Annotated in this window: 15 protein-coding genes and 1 pseudogene; 5 read left to right on the top strand and 11 right to left on the bottom strand. The window is 36.6% G+C overall.

Annotated features, from left to right (window positions below; genetic code table 11):
- The first annotated feature begins 12 nt into the window (after window positions 1–12).
- Entirely contained in the window at window positions 13–1050 is a 1038-nt protein-coding gene (locus MHB61_RS01730; protein ID WP_003130086.1) for a GntR family transcriptional regulator, read from the top strand.
- A complete protein-coding gene (locus MHB61_RS01725; protein ID WP_010906006.1) occupies window positions 1047–3200 on the top strand; it encodes a GH92 family glycosyl hydrolase in 2154 nt (717 codons plus the stop codon). Before MHB61_RS01730 ends, MHB61_RS01725 begins: the two co-directional genes overlap by 4 nt.
- 92 nt (window positions 3201–3292) lie before the next feature.
- Here MHB61_RS01725 and MHB61_RS01720 read toward each other — a convergent pair whose 3' ends face one another.
- The 8 genes and pseudogenes from MHB61_RS01720 to xylA all read right to left on the bottom strand — a co-directional run bounded on the left by MHB61_RS01720 (window position 3293) and on the right by xylA (window position 15189).
- Entirely contained in the window at window positions 3293–5761 is a 2469-nt protein-coding gene (locus tag MHB61_RS01720; protein WP_014570645.1) for a phosphoketolase family protein, read from the bottom strand.
- An 84-nt stretch (window positions 5762–5845) separates the two neighbouring features.
- Window positions 5846–7220, bottom strand: a pseudogene (locus tag MHB61_RS01715) (sugar porter family MFS transporter).
- Between the two features lie 168 nt (window positions 7221–7388).
- Complete coding sequence (locus tag MHB61_RS01710; protein ID WP_003130078.1) at window positions 7389–7991, bottom strand: sugar O-acetyltransferase; 603 nt, start codon at window positions 7989–7991, stop codon at window positions 7389–7391.
- Between the two features lie 57 nt (window positions 7992–8048).
- Window positions 8049–9728: a glycoside hydrolase family 43 protein gene (locus MHB61_RS01705; protein ID WP_137016715.1), complete on the bottom strand. Its 1680-nt coding sequence runs from the start codon at window positions 9726–9728 to the stop codon at window positions 8049–8051.
- A 24-nt stretch (window positions 9729–9752) separates the two neighbouring features.
- Complete coding sequence (locus MHB61_RS01700; protein ID WP_023164294.1) at window positions 9753–11237, bottom strand: MFS transporter; 1485 nt, start codon at window positions 11235–11237, stop codon at window positions 9753–9755.
- A gap of 53 nt (window positions 11238–11290) precedes the next feature.
- Window positions 11291–12295, bottom strand: coding sequence for an aldose epimerase family protein (locus MHB61_RS01695; RefSeq protein WP_003130072.1), 1005 nt, complete (start codon window positions 12293–12295; stop codon window positions 11291–11293).
- A 2-nt stretch (window positions 12296–12297) separates the two neighbouring features.
- Window positions 12298–13803, bottom strand: a complete 1506-nt coding sequence (gene xylB / locus MHB61_RS01690; protein ID WP_010906011.1) for a xylulokinase — start codon at window positions 13801–13803, stop codon at window positions 12298–12300.
- Window positions 13804–13869: 66 nt separating this feature from the next.
- A complete protein-coding gene (gene xylA, locus MHB61_RS01685; protein ID WP_137016712.1) occupies window positions 13870–15189 on the bottom strand; it encodes a xylose isomerase in 1320 nt (439 codons plus the stop codon).
- A 110-nt stretch (window positions 15190–15299) separates the two neighbouring features.
- Here xylA and MHB61_RS01680 point away from each other — a divergent pair, with 110 nt between their 5' ends.
- Window positions 15300–16244: an AraC family transcriptional regulator gene (locus MHB61_RS01680; protein ID WP_017864718.1), complete on the top strand. Its 945-nt coding sequence runs from the start codon at window positions 15300–15302 to the stop codon at window positions 16242–16244.
- Between the two features lie 153 nt (window positions 16245–16397).
- Here the strand turns inward: MHB61_RS01680 and purK are convergent, their stop codons facing one another.
- From purK to purD, 3 genes are read right to left on the bottom strand one after another with little or no spacing between them, the layout of a single operon-like run.
- Window positions 16398–17504 (bottom strand): 5-(carboxyamino)imidazole ribonucleotide synthase, encoded by a 1107-nt coding sequence (gene purK / locus MHB61_RS01675; protein ID WP_003130067.1) that lies wholly within the window; start codon window positions 17502–17504, stop codon window positions 16398–16400.
- A 50-nt stretch (window positions 17505–17554) separates the two neighbouring features.
- Window positions 17555–18040, bottom strand: coding sequence for a 5-(carboxyamino)imidazole ribonucleotide mutase (gene purE, locus MHB61_RS01670; protein WP_010906015.1), 486 nt, complete (start codon window positions 18038–18040; stop codon window positions 17555–17557).
- 32 nt (window positions 18041–18072) lie between these two features.
- On the bottom strand, window positions 18073–19311 hold the full coding sequence (purD, locus tag MHB61_RS01665) for a phosphoribosylamine--glycine ligase (RefSeq protein WP_014570649.1): 1239 nt from the start codon (window positions 19309–19311) through the stop codon (window positions 18073–18075).
- 355 nt (window positions 19312–19666) lie between these two features.
- On the opposite strand from purD, the gene MHB61_RS01660 reads away from it, so the two are divergent.
- Both MHB61_RS01660 and MHB61_RS01655 read left to right on the top strand, forming a co-directional pair.
- Window positions 19667–20293: a TetR/AcrR family transcriptional regulator gene (locus MHB61_RS01660; protein ID WP_003130063.1), complete on the top strand. Its 627-nt coding sequence runs from the start codon at window positions 19667–19669 to the stop codon at window positions 20291–20293.
- A gap of 103 nt (window positions 20294–20396) precedes the next feature.
- The gene (locus MHB61_RS01655; protein ID WP_003130061.1) at window positions 20397–21785 is read left to right on the top strand and encodes an MDR family MFS transporter; all 1389 of its coding nucleotides are present in this window, start codon (window positions 20397–20399) and stop codon (window positions 21783–21785) included.
- Window positions 21786–21825 lie beyond the last annotated feature (40 nt).

The following is a 21825-nucleotide window of genomic DNA, read 5'->3' as shown; positions in this document are numbered from 1 at the left end:
AGGGATACTTCTATGAGCTTACCACTCTACCAGCAGATTTCCGATGATTTAAAGCAAAAAATTGTCACTAAAACATTTAAATCAGGAGACCAGCTTCCCACTGAAAAAGAACTCTCAGAGACTTATTCAGTTAGCCGCATTACTGCAAAAAGAGCTCTTACTGAATTAGAACAGCTTGGTCTTGTCAGTAGAACACGAGGAAAAGGAACTTTTGTCCAAGAATTAAATAAAAACCATACCAAACTATTAAAAAGAGTGCTCTTTATTATTCCTTTTGAAGGAATGTCATTTGGAGATTTCACACAAGGTTTGGTTCCTGCTTTAAAAGTTGAAAACACAACCGTATTTATCACTTACGCAAGTTACCTTAAAGAAAATACAGCGGATGATATTAAAGAAAATTTTGATGGATTAATTTACTATCCAATGTATACAGAAGATTATCTAGATATCTTATTAGAACTTTCACTACAAAACTTTCCTGTCGTTCTTTTAGATAAACAAATTTACGACCTCGGATTTCCTTGCGTTTCCTCAGATAACTTTAATGGTGGTGAGCAAGCCGCTCAAGCGCTCTTAAATTTAGGGCATAAACGAATTGCTTTTGTGGCTAGTAATGATACCCACCATCCCCAAACAACAAGAAATCGATACTTAGGATATGTCAAAGTTCTAAAAGAACAAGGAATCAAGTTTCACACTACTCTTGATGACTCACTTTATACCGAAAGTTCTGTTTTGGAACTTATTCATAATGAAAAAGTCACAGGACTTATCTGTGAAAATGACTTAGTCGCTCTTCAAACTATGAAGACTTTGCAAGATAGCCATTTTTCTGTTCCAAATGATATATCAATTATTGGTTTTGATGATATTCAAGCAGCAAGCTTATCAAATCCGCCATTAACAACCATTGCTCAAGATTTCATTGGTATGGGAAGAATCGCTGGCGAACTGCTTTTAGACTGGATTAAAAGCGGGCAAACCCCCAAAGATGTCAAAGTTCCAATCAATTTAATTAAAAGAAAAACAACTGAGGAGTTGAAATGAAGATAAACAAAATTGATACCCGTCATGGTACTGCTAATCAATCCACTTTTTCACATGGGAATTGCCTTCCTTACACTGGTTTTCCTTGGGGAATGAATTATTTTTCCCCTTCAACCGGTGCTGCTCGTGGAGCTTGGTGGTTTCATCCAGAAGACCGTACCTTTGAAGGCTACCGAATCACTCACCAACCCAGTCCTTGGATGGGAGATTTCTCACATTTGACAATGACGCCTGTTGCAGGTCCTTTGCCTGAAACTTCCTTGTGGCACACAGTGAGTTCATACCGTCCAGAAGAATCAACTTTTAATCCAACGCAACTCAAAATTACTCAATTACGTTATCAGATTACATCTCAGTTAATTCCATCAATGTATGGTGGAATTCTATCAATGAATTATCAAAATTTAAGCCTTAAAGATAATGGCTTGATGCTTCATCTCCCCGGTTCTTATGAACTTCAACAACTTGACGATTACAGCTTAGAGCTTTCAATTATTAATTTTGCGGGTTGTGAAGATGAAAATTTTACTTTCTATCTCAAATTTACTGCTGACCAACCTTTTGTTTTAAGTGGAAATTTATCTGATGAAGATTCTTCTGTTCGCTTAGATTTCAAAGCAGCCAAGCAGGTTCAAATACATTTTGCTACCTCTTTTATTTCCAAGGAACAAGCCGCTCTTAATCTGGAGCGTGAACAAGATAATTCAGCAGAAACATATTTGGAAAATGCTGAATCAGCTTGGAATAACCTTTTTTCACGTATCGAAATTGAGCATCATAATCAACAAGAAGTTTCCACTTTCTATCACAATCTTTATCGCTCATTTCTCTTTCCACAAACTTTTTATGAATTTGACCAAGAGCATCAAAAAATCCATTACGATACAAGCTCTAAAACTGTCAAGAAAGGCCCGCTCTATACAAACAATGGCTTCTGGGATACTTTCCGAACAGTCTATCCGCTTTATAGTCTAATAGCCGTTGACGAGTACGGTGATATGCTCGAAGGTTTCCTAAATTCTTATCGTGCGACTGGTTTTCTTCCAAAATGGCTTTCTCCTGATGAACGTGGTCTAATGCCCGGTACCTTGATAGACGCTGTCATTGCTGATGCTGCAAGCAAAAACATTCGTCCTGATTTGATGCCCGAGTTTTTGGAAGCAATGAAAAAAGGAGCCACAAGTCAATCTGAAAACTCTAATTACGGCCGTCGTGGCACAAAAGATTATCTAAAACTTGGTTATGTTCCGCTCACTCACCATGAATCAGTTAATCACACTTTAGATTACGCATTTTCTGATTATTGTATTTCTCAAGTGGCGAAACAAACCGGTGACAAAGAAATTTCAGACTTCTATGCCCATCAAGCAAAAGACTATCAAAATATTTTTGATTCTGAAACTGGTTTTATGCGAGCAAAAGATGCTGACGGAAATTTCAGAGCTGACTTTTTAGATATTCGTTGGGGTCGTGATTATGCAGAAGGTTCTGCTTGGCAGACTTCTTGGTCAGTTCTTCATGATTTTGCTGGATTGATTAAACTACATGGCTCAAGAGAAAATTTTGAAAACAAACTCATCGAGCTTTGCAACCAACGACCAAATTTCAATGTTGAAGGATATGGTTTTGAAATTCACGAAATGAGTGAAATGGCTGCTATCGAATTTGGACAAGTGGCTATCTCAAATCAACCAAGTTTCCATTACCCATACCTTTTTAGCTACATTGGTAAACCTTGGATGGCTACGCCTTTAATCAAAAATTTACTGACAGAAACATTTAATGATAGTCCGAAGGGCTATCCTGGTGACGAAGATAATGGAACAATGGCAGCTTGGTATATTTTTTCAAGTTTAGGATTCTATCCAGTCACAGCTGCTTCTAATCAATATGTATTAGGAATTCCACTCTGGGACAAAGCTAGAATCAACCTTTCCTCTGGTCAGCAACTTACTATTCTTGCAGAACCAAATGCTCCGCAACAAGTTTTCGTCAACCAAATCACATTTACTGACAAAAAAGTCAATGATACTTTTATCAAGCACGAAGAATTGATAAAAGGCGGAACCCTAAAATTTGATTTAGGAATCGTACCAAATCCACTTAAATATACGAACGAACAACTTCCTTATTCACTGACAGAAAATTAATTACTGACAGACCAGATATAATCATTCTGTCAGTAAAAAAACACGCTTGATTGATTAAAATCAGCGTGTTTTTTTATTTTATAAATTTAAGCCTATTTCTTTAAATCCGACCAAACCCATTCAGTAAAATCAGGAATATCAACTCCTTCATTTCTTGTCACTTCAAAGTGTTTAACTAGTGTCCGTTTCATTCGGTCAATGAAAGCTTTCGCTAGACCTTGATTAACTTTTCGGTTGACATATAGAACTTGCATGGCATCAATCGCTTGGTGGAAACGGTCAAGCTCAGAGTAAACCCGCATATCATAAGTCGTCGTGATGTCACCATCTTCACGGTAACCATGAACAATCAAACCATCATGTCCTCTTTGATAGAAAATGGATTCGATTAAATCTTCATATCCATGGAATCCAAAAATTACTGGAGTGCCTGAAGGGCCAAAGTATTTTTCAAATTCTTCATCTGAGAGTTCACGTTCTTGATTGAGTGCTCCCTTTTTCTTTTGCAACCGACCCAATTCAACCACGTTCACATAACGGAATTTTGCCTGTGGGAAAACTTCGTTTACAAGATGTAAAGCTGCCAGTGTTTCAATTGTAGGCTCAGCTCCTGCTGAGGCAAAAACTAAATCTACTGCTTCTCCATCTTTAGCCGTTGAAGCCCAATCAATTGTTGCAATTCCGTCAGTCGCCAATTTTTCAGCTTCTTCTTTAGTAAACCATTGTTGACGAGGTTGTTTAGAGGCTACAATATGATTAATTTTACTTCTATCTTGAAAAGCACGGTCAAATACGGCAAGCAAAGTATTCCCATCAGCCGGCAAGTATTGTCTGATAAAATCAGATTTCTTTTCAGCCAAATGAGTCAACATTCCAGGATCTTGGTGAGTATAACCATTATGGTCTTGTTGGAAAACGGTTGAGGTCGAAATAACATTAAGCGAAGGATAATCATGGCGCCATTTTTGGTCTGCAGCTTGACGAATCCATTTGAAATGTTGAGTTAACATTGAATCTACGACTCGCAAGAATGATTCATAACTTGCAAATACTCCTGTGCGTCCGGTTAAAGTATAACCTTCAAGCCAACCTTCTGCTTGGTGTTCTGATAATTGAGAATCAATAATGCGACCCTCAGGTGAGATAAATTCATCATTTGGATTTTTTATGACTTGCATCCACTGACGATTCGTCACCTTAAACATTTCCCAAAAACGATTAGACATGGTTTCATCAGGACCAAACAAACGGAAACGCGTAGGATTAAGTTTGACTATTTCAGCAAAATATTTTGACAAAACATTCATATCCATATTGTCATTTGTATCAGGGAGTAATTTCCCTCGATTATTTTCAGAAATTGGATTTGCAAATTCTTGCCAATCTGGTAAAACCAAATTAGAAGAATCAACTCCCCCATTTGTTACAGGGTTTGAAGCCATTCGCATCTCACCTTTTGGTGCAAAATCACGCAACTCTTCTTTCAAACTTCCATCAGCATTAAATAAAGTTTCTGGTTGGTAAGAAGTCATCCATTTTACAAATTCTGGTAAAGTTCCCATATTTTTAGAAGATAACGGAAGTGGAACTTGATGCGCACGGAAACTATGTTCAATTGGCATTCCCTTACCGTCAAATTTAGGACCTGACCAATCATTATAACGTGGACCACCCCAACCTTTTGGTAAACGTGCGATAACAATTGGCCAAGCTGGAATCTCTCCATTTTGATAACGATTATCTTCACGCGCATCTTTCTGAATTTGATGAATGTCTTCAATCGCTTTATCAAAAACTTCAGCTGCTAATTTATGATAAGCCATGTAATCATGAATATCATCATTTTCAATATAACGAGGTGAGTAACCCAGTCCTTCAAAGAATTTACGAATATCAACATCTGAAGTTCGAGCGAACAAAGTAGGATTTGAAATTTTAAAACCATTTAAATCAAGAATTGGTAAAATCGCCCCATCATTCTTAGGATTAATGAATTTAATAGAGTGCCAACTTGTCATCAACGGTCCAGTTTCAGCTTCTCCATCCCCAACAACAGCAAAAGCAATCTGTTCAGGTTGATCAAGAATAGCCCCTGTTGCATGTGATAGCACATAACCCAACTCACCTCCTTCATGAAGTGAACCAGGGGTTTGTGCTGTCATATGCGACCCTATTCCTCCAGGAAATGAGAAACGTTTAAACAAACGTGACATTCCTTCCAAATCTTGGGTAATCTCTGGATAAGCTTCTGTATATGAGCCATCAAGATAAGAAGGAACAACCATAGCTTGTCCACCATGTCCGGGGCCACCCATGTAAAACATCTTTTGATCATATTTATTGATTAGACGATTAGCATGAGCATAGAGGAAAGTTTGTCCTGAAACCGTCCCCCAGTGCCCAATAGGATTGGCTTTAAGGTTTTCCGCTTTAATTGGAGTACCTGTCACAGAGAACAATGGATTTTCTTTCAAGAAGATCATTCCTGCTCCAAGATAAGTTGCTGCTCGCCACCATTTATCAAGCTTTTTCAAATAAGCTTCTGAATTATATTCTGTCATTTTTTCCTCCTGATTTTCTTTCATTATAGGTCAATTATGCTTGATATTCTAATAATTTGTTCATATATCCACTAGGAAACATTGCTACTCTTCTTCTAAATGATGCACACGATGCAGTAATTCTGCTTCGATTTGTTCGAGTGTTTTGCCTCTTGTTTCAATAACTTTTTTTACTAGTAAACCAAATTGAGAGGAAACAACAAGCCGCATAAATCAGGAAAATTTTACCTGTTCCAAAAAATGATAATAATGGTAAGAATGTTAATGACACCACCCAGTTAGCAGCCCAGTTGACAGCAGCACCAAATGAATTTCCTAAGCCACGGATTTTAAGTGGGAAAGATTCACCAATCATCACCCACATTACTGGTCCCCATGTTGCTGAGAAGAAGGCAATATATACCGTTAAAGCGATAACTGCTAAATATTTACCAAAGCCAATATGAGCATTTTCTGCTAAAATCATCCCTACTGACATCAATACAAGAGAAATTCCCATTCCCCAAGCACCAAAATTGAGCATCCACCGACGATTAACTTTATCCATTACTCTCATTGCAATATAAGTTACAATAACATTGAAAATACCAATCCCAATATGAGCAAGTAAAGCTGCGCTTGCCCCAAATCCTACCGCAACAAAAATTGATGGTGCAAAGTATAATACTGTATTACAGCCCATAACCTGTTGAAAAATTGCCAGACCAATTGCCATAATCAAAACTGGACGTGACATTTGACCAAATAATTCTTGTAAGCCACCTTGTTTTTCTTCCTTAGCCATCAATTGAATATCAGAAATTTCTGCTTCAATCGAGTTTGGATCGTCATTTATCATCCCTAATATTTCACGGGCACCTGCTTCATTATCATGACGAACAAGAAATCTTGGAGATTCTGGCAAAAAGAGTCCACCGATGAAAAGAAGGGCTGCTGGAACAGTGGCCAAACCAAGCATCCAATGCCAATTTCCTGAAACTCCTTTTAAAGCATAGTTTGAGATATAGGCTAATAAAATCCCAGTCATAATCATCAATTGAAACATAGTTGAAACTCCACCACGAATTTTAGCGGGTGAAAGTTCCGATAAATAAGTCGGCACCAAAGCTGAAGCTGACCCAACAGCCATCCCGAGAATAACCCGAGAGATGATTAGTAACTCAGCACTATTTGAAAGTCCTGAACCTAAAGCTCCAACAAAAAAGATGACCGCTGACAAAAGTAACAGACGTTTCCGACCAAAACGGTCACTCATTGGTCCAATTACGACCGCGCCAATTACAGCTCCCATTAAAACTGCCGCTGTAATCCATCCTTCCATCCAAGCCCAAGAACTCACCTGCCAGCTCTCTTTTTCAATAAAAAGTAGCGCTCCCGATATGACGCCTGTGTCATATCCAAATAATAAGCCACCTAAAGCACCAAAAAAATAGATGAAAGTGGGAGAAAGTTTTCTCATAATAGTAACTCCTTAATTTTTATTTGCAAGTCTTCTTGCCTTTTTTACTACCCACAAATGATACCGCTTTCCACACTTACTTTCTTGTAATCCTTGATATTTTAAAATGGAAATGTTGCTCATAATAAAGCTAAAAACTACTCTTATGTAAGAGCAGTTTTAATTAGTTTATTCATTTTTTATTAAGCGTGCCGGATTTCCAGCAATTATGCAGTGGCTAGGAAATGATTTTGTCACCACAGAGCCAGCACCAACGACAACATCATCTCCTAAAGAAACTCCAGGCAAAAGAATCACTGAACCGCCAAGCCAACAATCATTACCAATTACTATTGGCCCATCATATTGCCAGCCTTCACGTCTTAAAAACACATCCCTGGCATGATGATTAGGTGTAAATAATTGACAATTTGGTCCAATAAAACAGTTTTTCCCAATCTTAACCTTACCCGCACTAATAATCTGAAGTCCACTATTAATAAAAGTATTTTCTCCGACTTTAAAACGATTGGGATATTCCAAAGCAATTATTGGAAAATATATTTCTGAACTTTGAGGTAAATTTGGAAGAAAATCCTCCAAGAGTTTTCTTGCTTCATCAATATTTTCTTTTGCCTTATCATTAATTTCAGAAATTTTTTGACTAGAATTTTTGACTATTTTTTGTAGTTCTACTTCTTTGCTATATTGGTACCAATCACCTTTATTTATTTTATCAAAAATAGATAGCTTTGCTAAACGTAATTTTTCTGCTTCATCTAACGTTCTCATCGACTTTTTCCTTTACTAAAAATCCCTTACTACAAATATGTAGTAAGGGATTATAGACTAATCAAATCTTGATTCACTTGCTTTCCAAGTATAAGAACCGTCTGGTAAGACCTTGTCTCCTAATTCTTTATAGTCAAAGTTATAAAATTCTGCAACTCTATCATATCCAGAATAATCAACGGCAGCAAGCCCGACAAATGCTCCAGTGAAGAATCCGCCATAAGTTTGTAAAACATAATCATCTGAAAGGACAGCCGCATCTAAGACTACAGGAATTTCTATGAATTTTTTGCCGTCAAAACTATATTCATAAGAATATGATTCTTTACGGACTTTAGTGCGGAACCAAACATATTCAGTTCCGTCAGGAATTTTAATGGCATTATCTTTTAAATAAGAAGTATAGTTTCCTCTGTTATTTTCAGCCACTTCAATAACAGCTCCATTGACTTCATTCCATGTGATAAAGACGAAAGACCAATGGCGGTCATTGTAATAGTTGGTTAATCCAGCCATTTGTTGGTAAGAAAATGGGTCAAATTTTACTTTGACTTCTGCGTCAAAATAGAAAGCTTGCCAACGTCTAGCAATCAAAGATAAATCAAAATTATTTGCCAAAGAGCCCTGACCAATTAATGTCAACTTGCCATTCCCAACTGAACCCATTTTCTCAGTAAATGGGACACGCAATGTATTCCAGTTAATATCCAAAGTAGAACTTGCAAAATCGTCTTTTTGACTGTGGTCAGCAGGTGCATTAGTTTGAATTGCATCTTTTGGTCCTTCAACAAAAGTTGTCCCACCATGACCACCAACAATACGTGGCCAACCTTCTTCGTCCCATTCCACTTTTTGGATAGAAGTTTCACGACCTAAAGAGCTCCAACCACGAGGGTCTTTGCTTGATTCATTTTTATGATTCCATGGTCGAGCGCATAAGGAAGCATAATACCACTCACCTTTGGGTGTAGATACAAGACCTCCGTGTCCTTGTTTTTGAATATAATTATCAGGAGTATCGAAGTTTGTAATAAATGGATCGCCGGGTTCAGTTTCAAAAGATAAAGTATCCAATGTTTTAGAGCGGGCCACGACTTCTTGGTGCGTAAAGACTGTTCCACCTTGAGCCGCAAAAAGATAATAATAATCATTAATTTGGTAGAGATGTGGGCCTTCAACTAATTTGACATTTGTACCATTGTAAATCGTTTTAGCTTTTTTAGGTTGTAACTTCATTGTTGTCATATCAAACTCAGTCAATGTGATTCCATCAAATGGATGCTTGTATTCACGATGATCCCATGTTTGTTGAACTAAGTATTTCCGTCCGTCTTTATCATGGAAAAGTGAAGCGTCAAAGCCAAGACCATTGAGCTTGATTGGGTCTGTCCATGGTCCTTTGATATCTGTGGCTGTTGTTAAATAATTGGTCATATCTTTGAAAGCACCATTGGCAACCTTAACATCTGTATAAACAAGCCAAAATTTACCATCCGCATAAGATAAGTCAGGAGCCCAGATTCCACCTGAAGCTGAGTTTCCTCTCATATCCAACAAAGTGGTTGTCGACAATGGACTTGGAAGTAGGCTCCAATGTTCTAAATCTTTTGATTCATGTAAACGAACACCGGGGAACCATTCAAAAGTGGAGTTCGCGATGTAATAAGTATCTTCTACACGAATAATGCTTGGGTCTGCATTAAACCCGGGAAGAATTGGGTTTTGAATAAGTGACATGATTTTGTCTCCTTTTAATATAAATTATTCCGCTTCCTTAAGTTGAGCACGTTTTTCATCAAGCTGTTGATTAATCTCTGCTACATCTTTATCAGAAATTGGATAGAGTTGCATAATAATCATTGATACAAGAGCAAGAACGGCTGGAATCCAAATTGCTGTGAGATTTATACCGGCTAGGGCGTTAGCATGTTGATGTGCTGCTGTCTCATTGAAACCATAAGCTGCTAAGAACCAAAGTGGAATTGCTCCACCTAATGTAAAACCAATTTTGAAGAAAAGTCCCATGATTGCGTTAATAATCGCAGCATTTCTTTTACCCGATTTGAGTTCTCCATAAGCGACAACTTCAGGAACTAATGCCCACATGAACCCTGTTGCTGAAGTTAAGCCCCATTGTTTAATAAAGGTTGCAACATAAGCTAACCAGAGGGCATCATGCATTCCATTAAGGGACCAAATATATGTCAAAATTTCTCCAACAATGAACATTCCGATAAAAAGATGAAAGAAACCTTTTTTACCGAAAATTTTCTTTAAACGAGGCCAAAAGATTGGGAAAACAATTCCTGGAATTGAAGCAATGAGGCCAATGGCTCCCATCCATTCTGAATGTCCAACAACAAATTGATTAAAGAAACCATTTACAGTATTCATAAAAAACATGAAAGTAAAAGCTAACATGAAGAAAATCCCTAGAATCACAAGTGGACGATTGTTCTTTAATTCAAGGAAGAGGTCAGTTGTTTTAACTTCTGCCGATTGTTCTGCTGTTGCAACCACACGTTCTTTGGTCAATTTATAACATAGGAATAAAGCTATTGCACCAATAATCATATAAACTGAGTAAACTCCAAACCAAGCATGTCCCGCTGAAGGGTCAGTATAATTCCCCATATGAAGTTTAAGGCCAAATAATCCAGTATCTTTAAGACTTCTTCCTTTCGGTGCTGCCATTTGGACAAACATTGGAAAGAGGGTATAGACTAGGAGATTGGCTCCATTTGCCAACATCATCCGTGTACTTGTCAGCTTATCAACGGATTCCGGATTACGAGTTAATGATGCATTAAGTGAACCATAAGGAATATTAACAACTGAATATACTAAGTCTAAGGCAAAATAAACGATAAAAGCAAAGGGAACAGACCCTTTAACACCTGGTAGAGGTGCAAAAAGTAAGGCGGCTAAAATTACCAGAGGTATACCTGCTCTTAAAAGCCAAGGACGATATTTTCCTGCTTTTGATGTTCTTTTATCAACAAAAGTCCCAACCATTGGGTCCCAAAATACATTAATAATTCGGACGAACAGAAAAATAAAACCGGCTGTTGCAGTTCCAATCGCATTGACTGTTGTCATATAAAGTGCTAAAAAGCCACCAACAGTCCCAAAGACAAGGTTTTGTGCAAAATCCCCCATTCCATAACCAATACGTTCTCCAAGCGTTAATTCATGATATTCATCATGTTGAACTTGTTTGATTTCATTACTCATTTTTGAGTACATCCCTCCTATTATTTTATTAAAATTATTTTTACTGATGAGTCTGTCAGTAAATTTTAATTCGTTGTAAATAGATATTCTGTTATAAAAGTCTTTTTTTGACCTGCTTTAAGCTCAATCGTTCCCCATTCAGGATGATGAACAAGGTCAGGTATTTCTTGAAATTCAATAGCAATTCCGCGATTTTTGGACATTGGTCTGCCATTAATCATTGACTCTATTTCTGGATTTGTGGCTGTGTAAATCACGACCGCTTGTCTATCAGTTTGAGCTACTAGTTTCCGACCAGATAAAGGGTCATAAAGCATTAAACTTTTATCTCCTTTGGGATTAAAAACAAAGCAATCATCTAGTCCTTCGGGATTATCTTTTAAAAGCTTTTTGATTGAAACGCTTTCTTTAATTGAATAAGAACTGTCGTCAACAGTTAGAAGACGACCAGTTGGTATATTCTCTTGATTGGTTTCAACTAGAAAGTCAACATTTGCTTGAATGAAATGCTCATGAGTCGTTGATAATTCTGCTGACAGATTAAAATAAGGATGCCAAGCCGGATTAAAGACTGTGTCAGTTACTGACAGACCTGATATTGTCACTTCTAACTTATTGTCAGTTAATTTATAAGTGACTTCTGCTTGGATTTGACCTGGAAAACCGGACTCCTCATCTCTTAAACTTAGTTTAATGCCAAGAGATGATGCTGTTTCAAAAGTTTCATAAGACCAAAATTGTCTTTCCCAGCCATGGCTTCCTGAATGTAAATTATTTTTTCCTTCATTTGCCTCTAAACTGACAGAATCATAAGTAGCACCTGAAATACGCCCGGCAACTGGACCGCAAATTACACCATAATATCCTCCATCATTTGCATAGGTTTCGGAATCGTTTTTGGATAAAAGAATATTTTCAAATGTTCCATTTTTGTCAGGAGTGAGGAGTTGATGGGCTCTTGCTCCATAATCATGGACAACGATGGTGAGTCGTTCATTTGATAATGTAATCTGACTAATTGATTTGTCAGCTCTAAAAGGCAAAGATTCTTTGGAAATGGTAAATGTCATAATTAACCTTCGTCATTGAATTCTACTAATTGATGAGAAATTTCAGAGGTATTTTTATAAACTTGTTTCCAAATTTGATAAATTTGCTCATAACGTGCTACATTTTTTGGATTTGGTATGAAACTGGCTTCCTTGTAATGAACAAAAGCTTTAGTGACCGCTTCTAAGCTATCAAAAAGTCCGCAACCAAAAGCAGCAATCATACAAGCACCAAGTCCCGGTCCCTGCTCAACCGTTAAGCGAATCATTTCAGAATTAAAAATATCTGCTTGCATTTGCATAATGTCGGGATTTTGCGCACCCCCACCTACGGAAATCAAACGTTTAAACTTCTTGTTTTTCGTTTTTTCCATGATATCTTTAGAATCACGCAATGAAAAGGTAATTCCTTCAAGCACTGCTCTTGAAAAATGTTTTTGTTCATGATGAGCAGAAATTCCTATAAAACTTCCGCGAATTTTTGAATCAAAATGTGGTGTTCTTTCACCTACAATATATGGCGTAAAGAGCAATCCTTCTGAACCAGGAGAAACTGTGTAAACTTCTGACAAAAGTTCATTGAAACTCAAGCCTTTTCCAAAAGTTTCCTTATACCAGTTTAAAGAATTTCCGGCAGCCAAGGTTACTCCCATTGAGTAACAAGCACCCGGAACCGTGTGATTAAAGAAATGAAGTTTTCCTTTATAATCTGCAATTTTAGGTTCATAAGCGGAAACGACTCCGGAGGTTCCCATTGAAATCAAGCCCACTTCTTCATTGATTAAACCAACACCCAGAGCGGCGGCAGCATTATCGGCTCCACCAGCAAATACTTTTACTTCATTTGTCAGTTTATAGCGTTCAGCTATTTCTGCTTTGACAAATCCTGTTCGGTCAGTGGATTCAATCAATTCAGGTAGAATTCTCCTATCAATATTGAATGCGTCAGTAATTTCCTCTGACCATTGTTTTTTCTCAATATCTAAAAGTAAAGTTCCTGCTGCGTCAGAAAATTCGGTATAAATATTTCCTGTCAGCCAAAGGCTCAAGTAATCTTTTGGCAACATTATTTTTTTAACTCTTGACCAAACCTCTGGTTCATTTTCTTGGAGCCAAAGAATTTTTGGTAAGGTAAATCCTTCAAGAGCAATATTTTTTGTAATCTCTAAAAGTCGCTGACCAAGTCTGTCAGTAATTTCTTGACATTGTTTGCTTGTTCTCACATCATTCCAAAGAATTGCTGGATAAACTGGTTTATTATTGTCATCTAAAACGACTAATGAATGCATTTGCCCCGAAAAACTAATGCCTGCAAGTTGCTGACCAAAATCTGAAATTTCTACTGACAAACCGGTCAGTACTGATTCAAGTGCCACAATCCAATATTCTGGACGTTGTTCAGAATAGCCTTGTTTGGGCGTATCAATTTGGTATTCAGCAGATTTTGTTGTAATTAAATTACCAACTTCATCCATCAAAATTCCTTTAAGACTTGATGTTCCTAAGTCAATTCCTAACACGTAAGTCATTATTATTCCTCGTAATAAAAGAGAAGGACGAGGAGGAATTCCTCGCCCTCTTTTAAGTTCTAAATTTTAAACAAGATAGTCATTCAATACTGATTTGATGTATTCCAAGTGATTAGAATCAAGTTCAATATCGTCACCATGTTCAAGTGCAAATGCGGCAAGACTTTCAAAAGTTGCTGTTCCATTTTCAATGGATTGACCAACTTCTGTATTTTTGTATGAAGTATAACGTTCGTCAACAATATCAGACAAGAATTTATCTTCAATGATTGCTGCTGCACCTTTCAAAGCACGCGCATAAGTATCCATCCCTGCAATATGAGCAAGAATTAAATCTTCTGCTTTGAAACTTGTACGACGTACTTTCGCATCAAAGTTAATTCCACCTTTGCCAAGTCCACCGTTCAAAAGAATTTGGTGCATCGCAAGTGTGATATCAATAACAAGTGTTGGGAATTCATCTGTATCCCAACCAAGCAAGTAATTTCCTTGATTGGCATCAATAGAACCCAAAGCATTGAAAGTACGTGCAGTATTTAATTCGTGTTCAAAAGTGTGACCAACCAGCCAAGCATGATTTGTTTCAAGATTGAGTTTGAAATATTTGTCCAAATCATATTTTTGCAAGAAAGCAAGAGCTGTTGCTGCGTCAAAATCATATTGGTGAGTCATTGGTTCTTTTGGTTTTGGTTCAATCAAGAAAATAGGCAAGTGGTTGATTGATTTTGCATAATAAATTGCCAAATGGAAGAATTTTGCCATGTGGTCCATTTCAAGACCCCTATCTGTGTTCAAAAGTGATTCATAACCTTCACGACCACCCCAGAAGACATAATTTTCGCCACCGAGTTTTTTAGAAAGTTCAAGACCTTTTTTAACTTGTGCAGCACCATAAGCAAAGACTTCAGCACGGTTAGAAGTTGAAACACCATTCATATAGCGGGGATTTGAAAACATGTTTGCTGTATTCCAAAGTAATTTAATCCCTGTTGCTTTTTGTTTTTCAAGAAGGTGGTCAGTAATTTCGTCCAAATTAGCATAAAATTCTTTCAAAGAATTTCCAGTAGGTGCAATATCAATATCATGGAAACAATAATATTTAACACCTAATTTTTCAGCAATTTCAAAGAAAGCATCTACTCGACGGTGAGCACGGTCAAGTTCAGAACCACCTTCCAAATCCCAAGGACGTTCCATTGTTGCTCCCCCAAAGGGGTCTGACCCATCCATTGTAATTGTATGCCAAAATGCAAGGGCAAAATGAAGTTGTTCTTCCATTGTTTTACCAGCAACTACTTCTTCTGGATTATAATGGCGAAAGGCAAACATATTTTTAGTTTTTGTACCTTCGTATTTGATAGGTGCGATGTCGTTAAAGTAAGCCATTTTTATAGCTCCTCCTCTTTATGATATTAATATTATTTTCAAACTCGTAATTACTACTATACATTTCTTGTAATATATGTCATAATAATAGTGATTAGGAGAGAATGAACATGAAAAACGAATTAGAGAATATTTATCACTCAAAAATAAATAATCTTAATTTTCTACTTGTCGATATTACTTACAGAAAACCTCACCTTCATTTTGACATTGAATTAGCTTTTGTCTTAGAAGGGGCTGGTCAGGTAATAACACAAGAGCAATGCTTTGAAATCAAAGCTGGACAGGCAATTATCTTTAATAGTTGCCAAGTTCACGAACTATCTTCAAGCGACTCTATGAAACTTTTGATTCTACAGTTTTCATCAGAAATTTTTAAAATTATCTTCCCTCAGCTTGATAAAATTTATTTTGAAAGTCATCCTTTCAATCTAAAAAATCAACCTGAAACTTTAAAATTACTCTTACAAGCGGCTTTAAGTTATTTTGCTGATGATAAGAATAATTCCTTGCGTACTCACGGATACACTTCCCTTTTATTAGATCGCTTATTAAGTATTTCTGAATACAGTATTTTAAGCAGTTCTGAACAAAATAAATTAATGGATCTCCAAGAGCGAATGGAAAGAATTTCTTCTTACATTCATGAAAACTATGACCATAAAATTTCTTTAGAAATGATTGCTTCGCATGAAGGACTTTCCAGAACATATTTTTCCCATTTCTTTAAAAGTAATTTTGGGATTAATTTCAACGAGTATTTAAATAAGATTCGTTCTGAAAAAGCAAGAACATTACTTTCTTCTTCTAAAGATAATTTATTAAATATTGCTTACATGTGTGGTTTCTCAGATATCAGAACGCTCAACACTGCTTTTCTTAAATCTTATGGTGTTCTACCGAAGGAATTTAGAAAAAATAGTGTACTCTTCCCAAATCTCAACTACATGACTTTCAATCAAGATAAAATTGATAATCAAGTTTTTTATTCTGATAGAGGCTCTTTTGATATTTTGCAATATTATTTAGAAAAAAACTTTGAAAAAAACAAGTAGTCATTTTTAGACTCTTTATTTTTAACAAGTTAATGATATCGCTTTCTAAGAATCTTATCTTACTGTTTTGTTCTATTTTTCAGGGGAAATGTTGTCATTTTATCATGCCTAAATCAAATAAAAAAAATACTTGGCTTTTACCAAGTATTTTTATTAATCCCAAATTTTAGTTGCTTTAATTTCATTAATCGTTTGGTCAAAATCATTTGTTAAGATCGTAACATGTCCCATTTTTCGGTTATGTTTAGCATCTGCTTTTCCATAATCATGTTGATGCCAATCGGCATGCTCATGATTAAGTTTCTTAACTGCCTCAACGTGTTGCCCTAAAACGTTCAGCATAATGGCAGGTTTCAAAAGTTTAGGTTCTGGTAGGTCTTCTCCTAAAATTCCTTTAATATGCAAATCAAATTGGTTGAAATCACAAGCTTCAATGGTAAAGTGGCCACTATTATGTGGTCTTGGTGCTAGTTCATTGACATAGATTTGACCATCTGCTGTTAAGAACATTTCCACACAAAGCACGCCAGATAGCTCTAATTTTTCCGCAATTGAGGTCGCAATTTTATAAGCATTCTCTGTAATTTCAGCAGATATACGAGCCGGAGAAATCGTTTGATGTAAGATGTTTTCTCTATGTTCGTTTTCAGCTAGAGGAAAAACCACATATTCGTGACCATTTCCACTAATAATAACAGAAATTTCACGTTCAAAAGAAATAAAATCTTCTAAAACACATTCTGAAAGTTCTGTCAGTGATTTTGCAGCTGACAATTTTTCATCAGTATTTAAAACCACTTGTCCATGACCGTCATAGCCTCCAGTTGTTGTTTTTAAAACTTGTTTTCTAGTTACTGTTTCTGGGAGTTTTTCCGCTGAATCTACGAGTTGCCAAGGTGCAACATTAACTTTAGCTTCGTTGGTCAAAAATTCTTTTTCAAAGCGACGGTTTTGCGTAATCTCTAACAGACGTATTCCTTGAGGAATCCTTACACAGCCTTCAATTTCGTGCAAAGCTTTTGCTGATACATTTTCAAACTCATAAGTAATGACGTCACAAGCATAGGCCAGTCTTAATAAATTTTCAACGTCATCATAAGGTGCAACAATCAGTTCATCAGATACTTTTGCCGCAGAACAGTTTGGATTTGGGTCAAGTGTAATGACTTTATGTCCCATGTATTGAGCAGCAATTGCCATCATCTGTCCAAGCTGACCTCCACCAATAATACCAATTGTTTGCTTTGTATTCTTTATCACAAGTCTTCCTACCCTTCATTATTTGAAATCCGACAACTTTTGAACTCTTTTTAAAGTAATGCTTTGTTTGATTCCTCAACCATTTCTTGCGCAGCAGCCCGATAGACCAACAATTTTTGGTATAAATTCTCGTTTGTATTCGCCAAAAGTTGCAAAGCAAATAAAGCAGCATTTTTTGCTCCAGCCTCTCCAATTGCCATTGTCGCTACAGGAACCCCTGCCGGCATTTGAACAATTGAATAAAGTGAATCCAGACCAGATAAAGCGCGTGATTTTATTGGAACGCCAATGACTGGAACGAGAGTCTGAGCAGATACCATTCCTGGCAAATGAGCGGCTCCACCAGCACCTGCGATGATAACTTTATAACCTGCCTCACGGGCTTGGCTCGAAAATTCAGCCATCAAAGCTGGTGTTCGGTGTGCTGATACGACCTTTTTTTCATAAGCTAAACCAAAGTCATCTAAAATTTTTGCTGTTTCTTTCATTGTCGCCCAATCTGAGCTCGAACCCATGATAATTGCTACTTCTGCCATTTTTCCTCTTCTTTTTTTCTTAACCAAAATTTTTATATTGCTCGTGAACCAATATCATGACGATAAAAGAAACCATCATTTTCCAATTTATCAAGTTTTTCATAAAGCAATTTTTGTGTACTTTTTACATCTTCTCCCGTTTCAGAAACAAGATAAACTCGGCCTCCACTAGAGATTAATTGATTATTTTCATTTTTGGAAACTCCTGCATAATAAACATTTAAACCTTCAGGAATTTCTGGAAGAATAAGTCCTAGTTTTGCTTGACTAGGATAGCCTTCTGCAGCAACAACCACACCCAAAGTCACACCAGACTCAAGCCATTCTAATGTTGGCTCATTTCCAGCTAAAATATCAATAATTGCTTGAGCTAAGTCACTTTTTAAACGGGGGAGAACAACTTGGGTTTCAGGATCCCCAAAGCGTGCATTAAATTCAATTGTTTTGACTCCGTCTTCTGTCAAAATTAAACCTGCATAAAGAACGCCTGTAAATGACTTGCCTTCTTCTATCATTCCAGCTACTGTTGGTTTAACAACTTTTTCCAGAGCCTCATTTACAACCTCCTTAGAAATATGTAGGACCGGTGAGTAAGCCCCCATTCCCCCTGTGTTAGGGCCTTTATCTCCATCAAAAGCTCGTTTGTGGTCTTGAGCAATCGGCATCGGATATATTTTCCCGTCATGGATAAAACTAAATAAAGAAAATTCTTCACCATCAAGAAATTCCTCAATCACAACTTTTCCTTGACTACCAGAAAAAATATCGGCCAGAGCTGACTTAGCGGTCTCAATATCAAAGGCAACCGTCACACCCTTTCCAGCAGCGAGCCCATCAGCTTTAATCACAAGAGGAACTCCTTTTTCATCTAGATATGCAAGAGCAGGCTCTAAGCTATCAAAAGTAGCATAATCAGCCGTCGGAACCCCATATTTTTTCATAATTGATTTTGCAAAATCTTTAGAACCTTCTAGCTCTGCGGCCATTTTATTTGGCCCAAAAATTGGTAATTCTGCTTTTATAAAAGCATCGACGACGCCATTCATCAAAGCTGTTTCTGGCCCAACAAATGTTAGTCCAATGTTTTGATTTTGAGCAAATTTAACTAATTTATCATTAGATAGTTCGGAAATATCAACTATTTGAATTCCATCTTTTTCCATTCCTGAATTGCCTGGAGCTACAAAGACTTCTTCAACTTGAGGACTTTCCATAAATTTTTTTGCTAAGGCATGTTCGCGGCCGCCAGAACCAATTACCAAAATTTTCATCATTTCTCCGATATTCCCAAACGCTTTTTATATACACAGACTTGTGTATTCAGCTATTTTATTTATTATTCAACAAATCTTGAACGAATAATAAAAGTCAAAGTGACGATAGCTCATCTATCTTTTCTTGCTTTATAAATCTTATAATTCTATCTTAAAAGATTTGTGATAAAAGAAAAAGCCTGAACAAAAGTTTCAAGAAATAAGAAGAGAGATTGTTCGGTATTTACTCAATTATAGCTAGAGTTTTCCCCTTACAATATTTAAATGACAAATTTGTTTATCAGCTTTTCTATCGCAATTTTCATTAAAAACATGTAAAATAAATCTAAGTAGAAAAAGAAAGCGAAAACTTATGGCGACTCAACCAACCAAAGATAAAATTATTAGTAGCAGCTGGGAACTTTTAGAAGAACTTACTCTCACAGAATTTTCAATGCGTAAGTTAGCTAGTCGGCTAGGAATGACAGTGTCTTCTCTTTACTACCATTTTTCAAGTAAAGAAGCACTTTTTGCAGAACTTATTGATAAAGCAAGCCTTGAAATTATTTTTCCAGCAAATGAGAAAACGTGGCAAGACCGCCTTTTCGTCTATGGTAAAAATATTTATACTGTTTTAGAATCTTATCCAAACCTCGCACAATTGATGATGGATTATCCACCAGAATCTGAGAACTATCTTCGGCTCTTTGATAAACTTTTAATGATTGTAGATGATCTCAAGCTTTCTGATGATCATAAATTTTACACCATTAACCTTTTTCTAAATTTTATTTACACCAGTAAAATAGATAGTGATCGTTTAGTAGAGCAACACGAAAAACCTCTTTCTACTGTCAAAATTCCTCTGGTACAACTGGCTCCTTTTCTCGATAAATATTGGCGAACTGAAAGCCTCACCAGTCTTGGCTCTTCTGAAAGTTTTGAGTTTGGTTTACAGCTTATTATTTCAGGAATTGAAAAAATGCTTAAAATTAATTAATTTATAAAAAACTTCCTGAGGAAGTTTTTTTCTTGACTTTATTTCAGAACAATGGTATTATTTTTAACGAACAGTGTTCTAAAAATATAAAAGAAGATTCTTTATGAATAATACTAATGATTTTAATTTAAAAAAAGTCTTACCTGCGGTTCTAACAATTGCAATTGGAATGCTTTTAGTAATGATGGATACAACCATTATGAATGTCAGTCTTCCGCATATCCAGTCTGCTTTCCATCAAAATCTCTCAAATAGTCAGTGGGTCATTACTGCTTATACTTTAGCTATGGCCACAGTTATTCCATTTGCTGGATTTTTGGGAGACCGCTTTTCAGATAAAAAAGTTTTTGCTTTAGCAATCATTTTTTTCACTATCGCTTCATTTCTTGCAGCTAACGCTCACTCACTGCAAAGTCTTATTATTTGGCGAATTGCTCAAGGCTTAACTGGTGGCGTTGTTGCTCCAATCGGAATTGGGATGTCTTTTAAAATTATCCCAATGGAAAAACGAGGTTCAATGATGGGCCTTCTAGGGTTACCAATGTTGCTCGCTCCAACAATAGGACCTGCACTTTCGGGTTTCTTAGTTAAACACTTCAATTGGTCAACTGTCTTTTTGATTAATCTTCCGGTTGGAGTTCTAGCTCTAATCTTTGTTCTCCTCTTTCTCCCCAATTTTCCTGCAAATAAAGCAAGTAAAATTGACTTAAAAGGGACTCTTCTTTCTCCATTTGCCTTTCCAATTTTAATTTATGGTGTACACGTTGGGACAGATAAAGGCTGGTCAAATCCTACTGCCCTCTCTTTTGTAGGCCTTGGTATAATCATGTTGCTTTTATTCATTATTGTTGAACTACGTGTTGAAAATCCTCTTTTACACCTTCGAGCTTTTGCAATTCCTGAATTTACAAAAGGAATTTCGCTCATGTGGCTCAATCAAATCGTTGTTTTCGGGGCCATGCTTCTTGTCCCACTTTACTTACAAAATGTCGTTGGACTTTCTTCTGAAAATACAGGGCTAATCATGGTTCCGCAGGCAATTGCTAGTTTTTTAGGAATGACAATCGGTGGACGTATTTTTGATAAATTTGGGACGAAAGCCGCAGTTCTGCCGGGCTTTATTCTGGGAGCTCTAAGTCTTAGTCTTTTTAGTCAAATTAAACCTAGTTCTTCTTTGGCTTTCACACTTTGTGCTATTGTTTTACTTGGTTTAAGTCAAGGTTTAGTCAATATGCAAGTTAATAATCACGCCCTTCAATCTGTTCCAATGAAAAATATCAGTCGAGTTACTCCACTAACAAATGAAATGATGCAAGTAGTCAACTCATTTGCCATTGCCTTTTTGACAGCATTTTTAAGTGGTCAAATCAAAAAACAGACTGGACTTTCTCCTTTACAAGCGAATCTAACTGCCTTCCATCATACTTTCTACTTACTTCTTATTTTTGTAAGCTTCGGTTTCATTTTAAGTCTATTTTTGAGAAAAAAGTGAAGGCATAATAAAAAAACACTGTTAAAATAAACAGTGTTTT

The organism is Lactococcus sp. FSL K6-0773, assembly GCF_038006485.1.
Classification (GTDB): domain Bacteria; phylum Bacillota; class Bacilli; order Lactobacillales; family Streptococcaceae; genus Lactococcus; species Lactococcus lactis.
The sequence above is the reverse complement of the archived record's forward strand: the minus strand, read 5'-3'. Positions and strand labels throughout refer to the sequence as shown.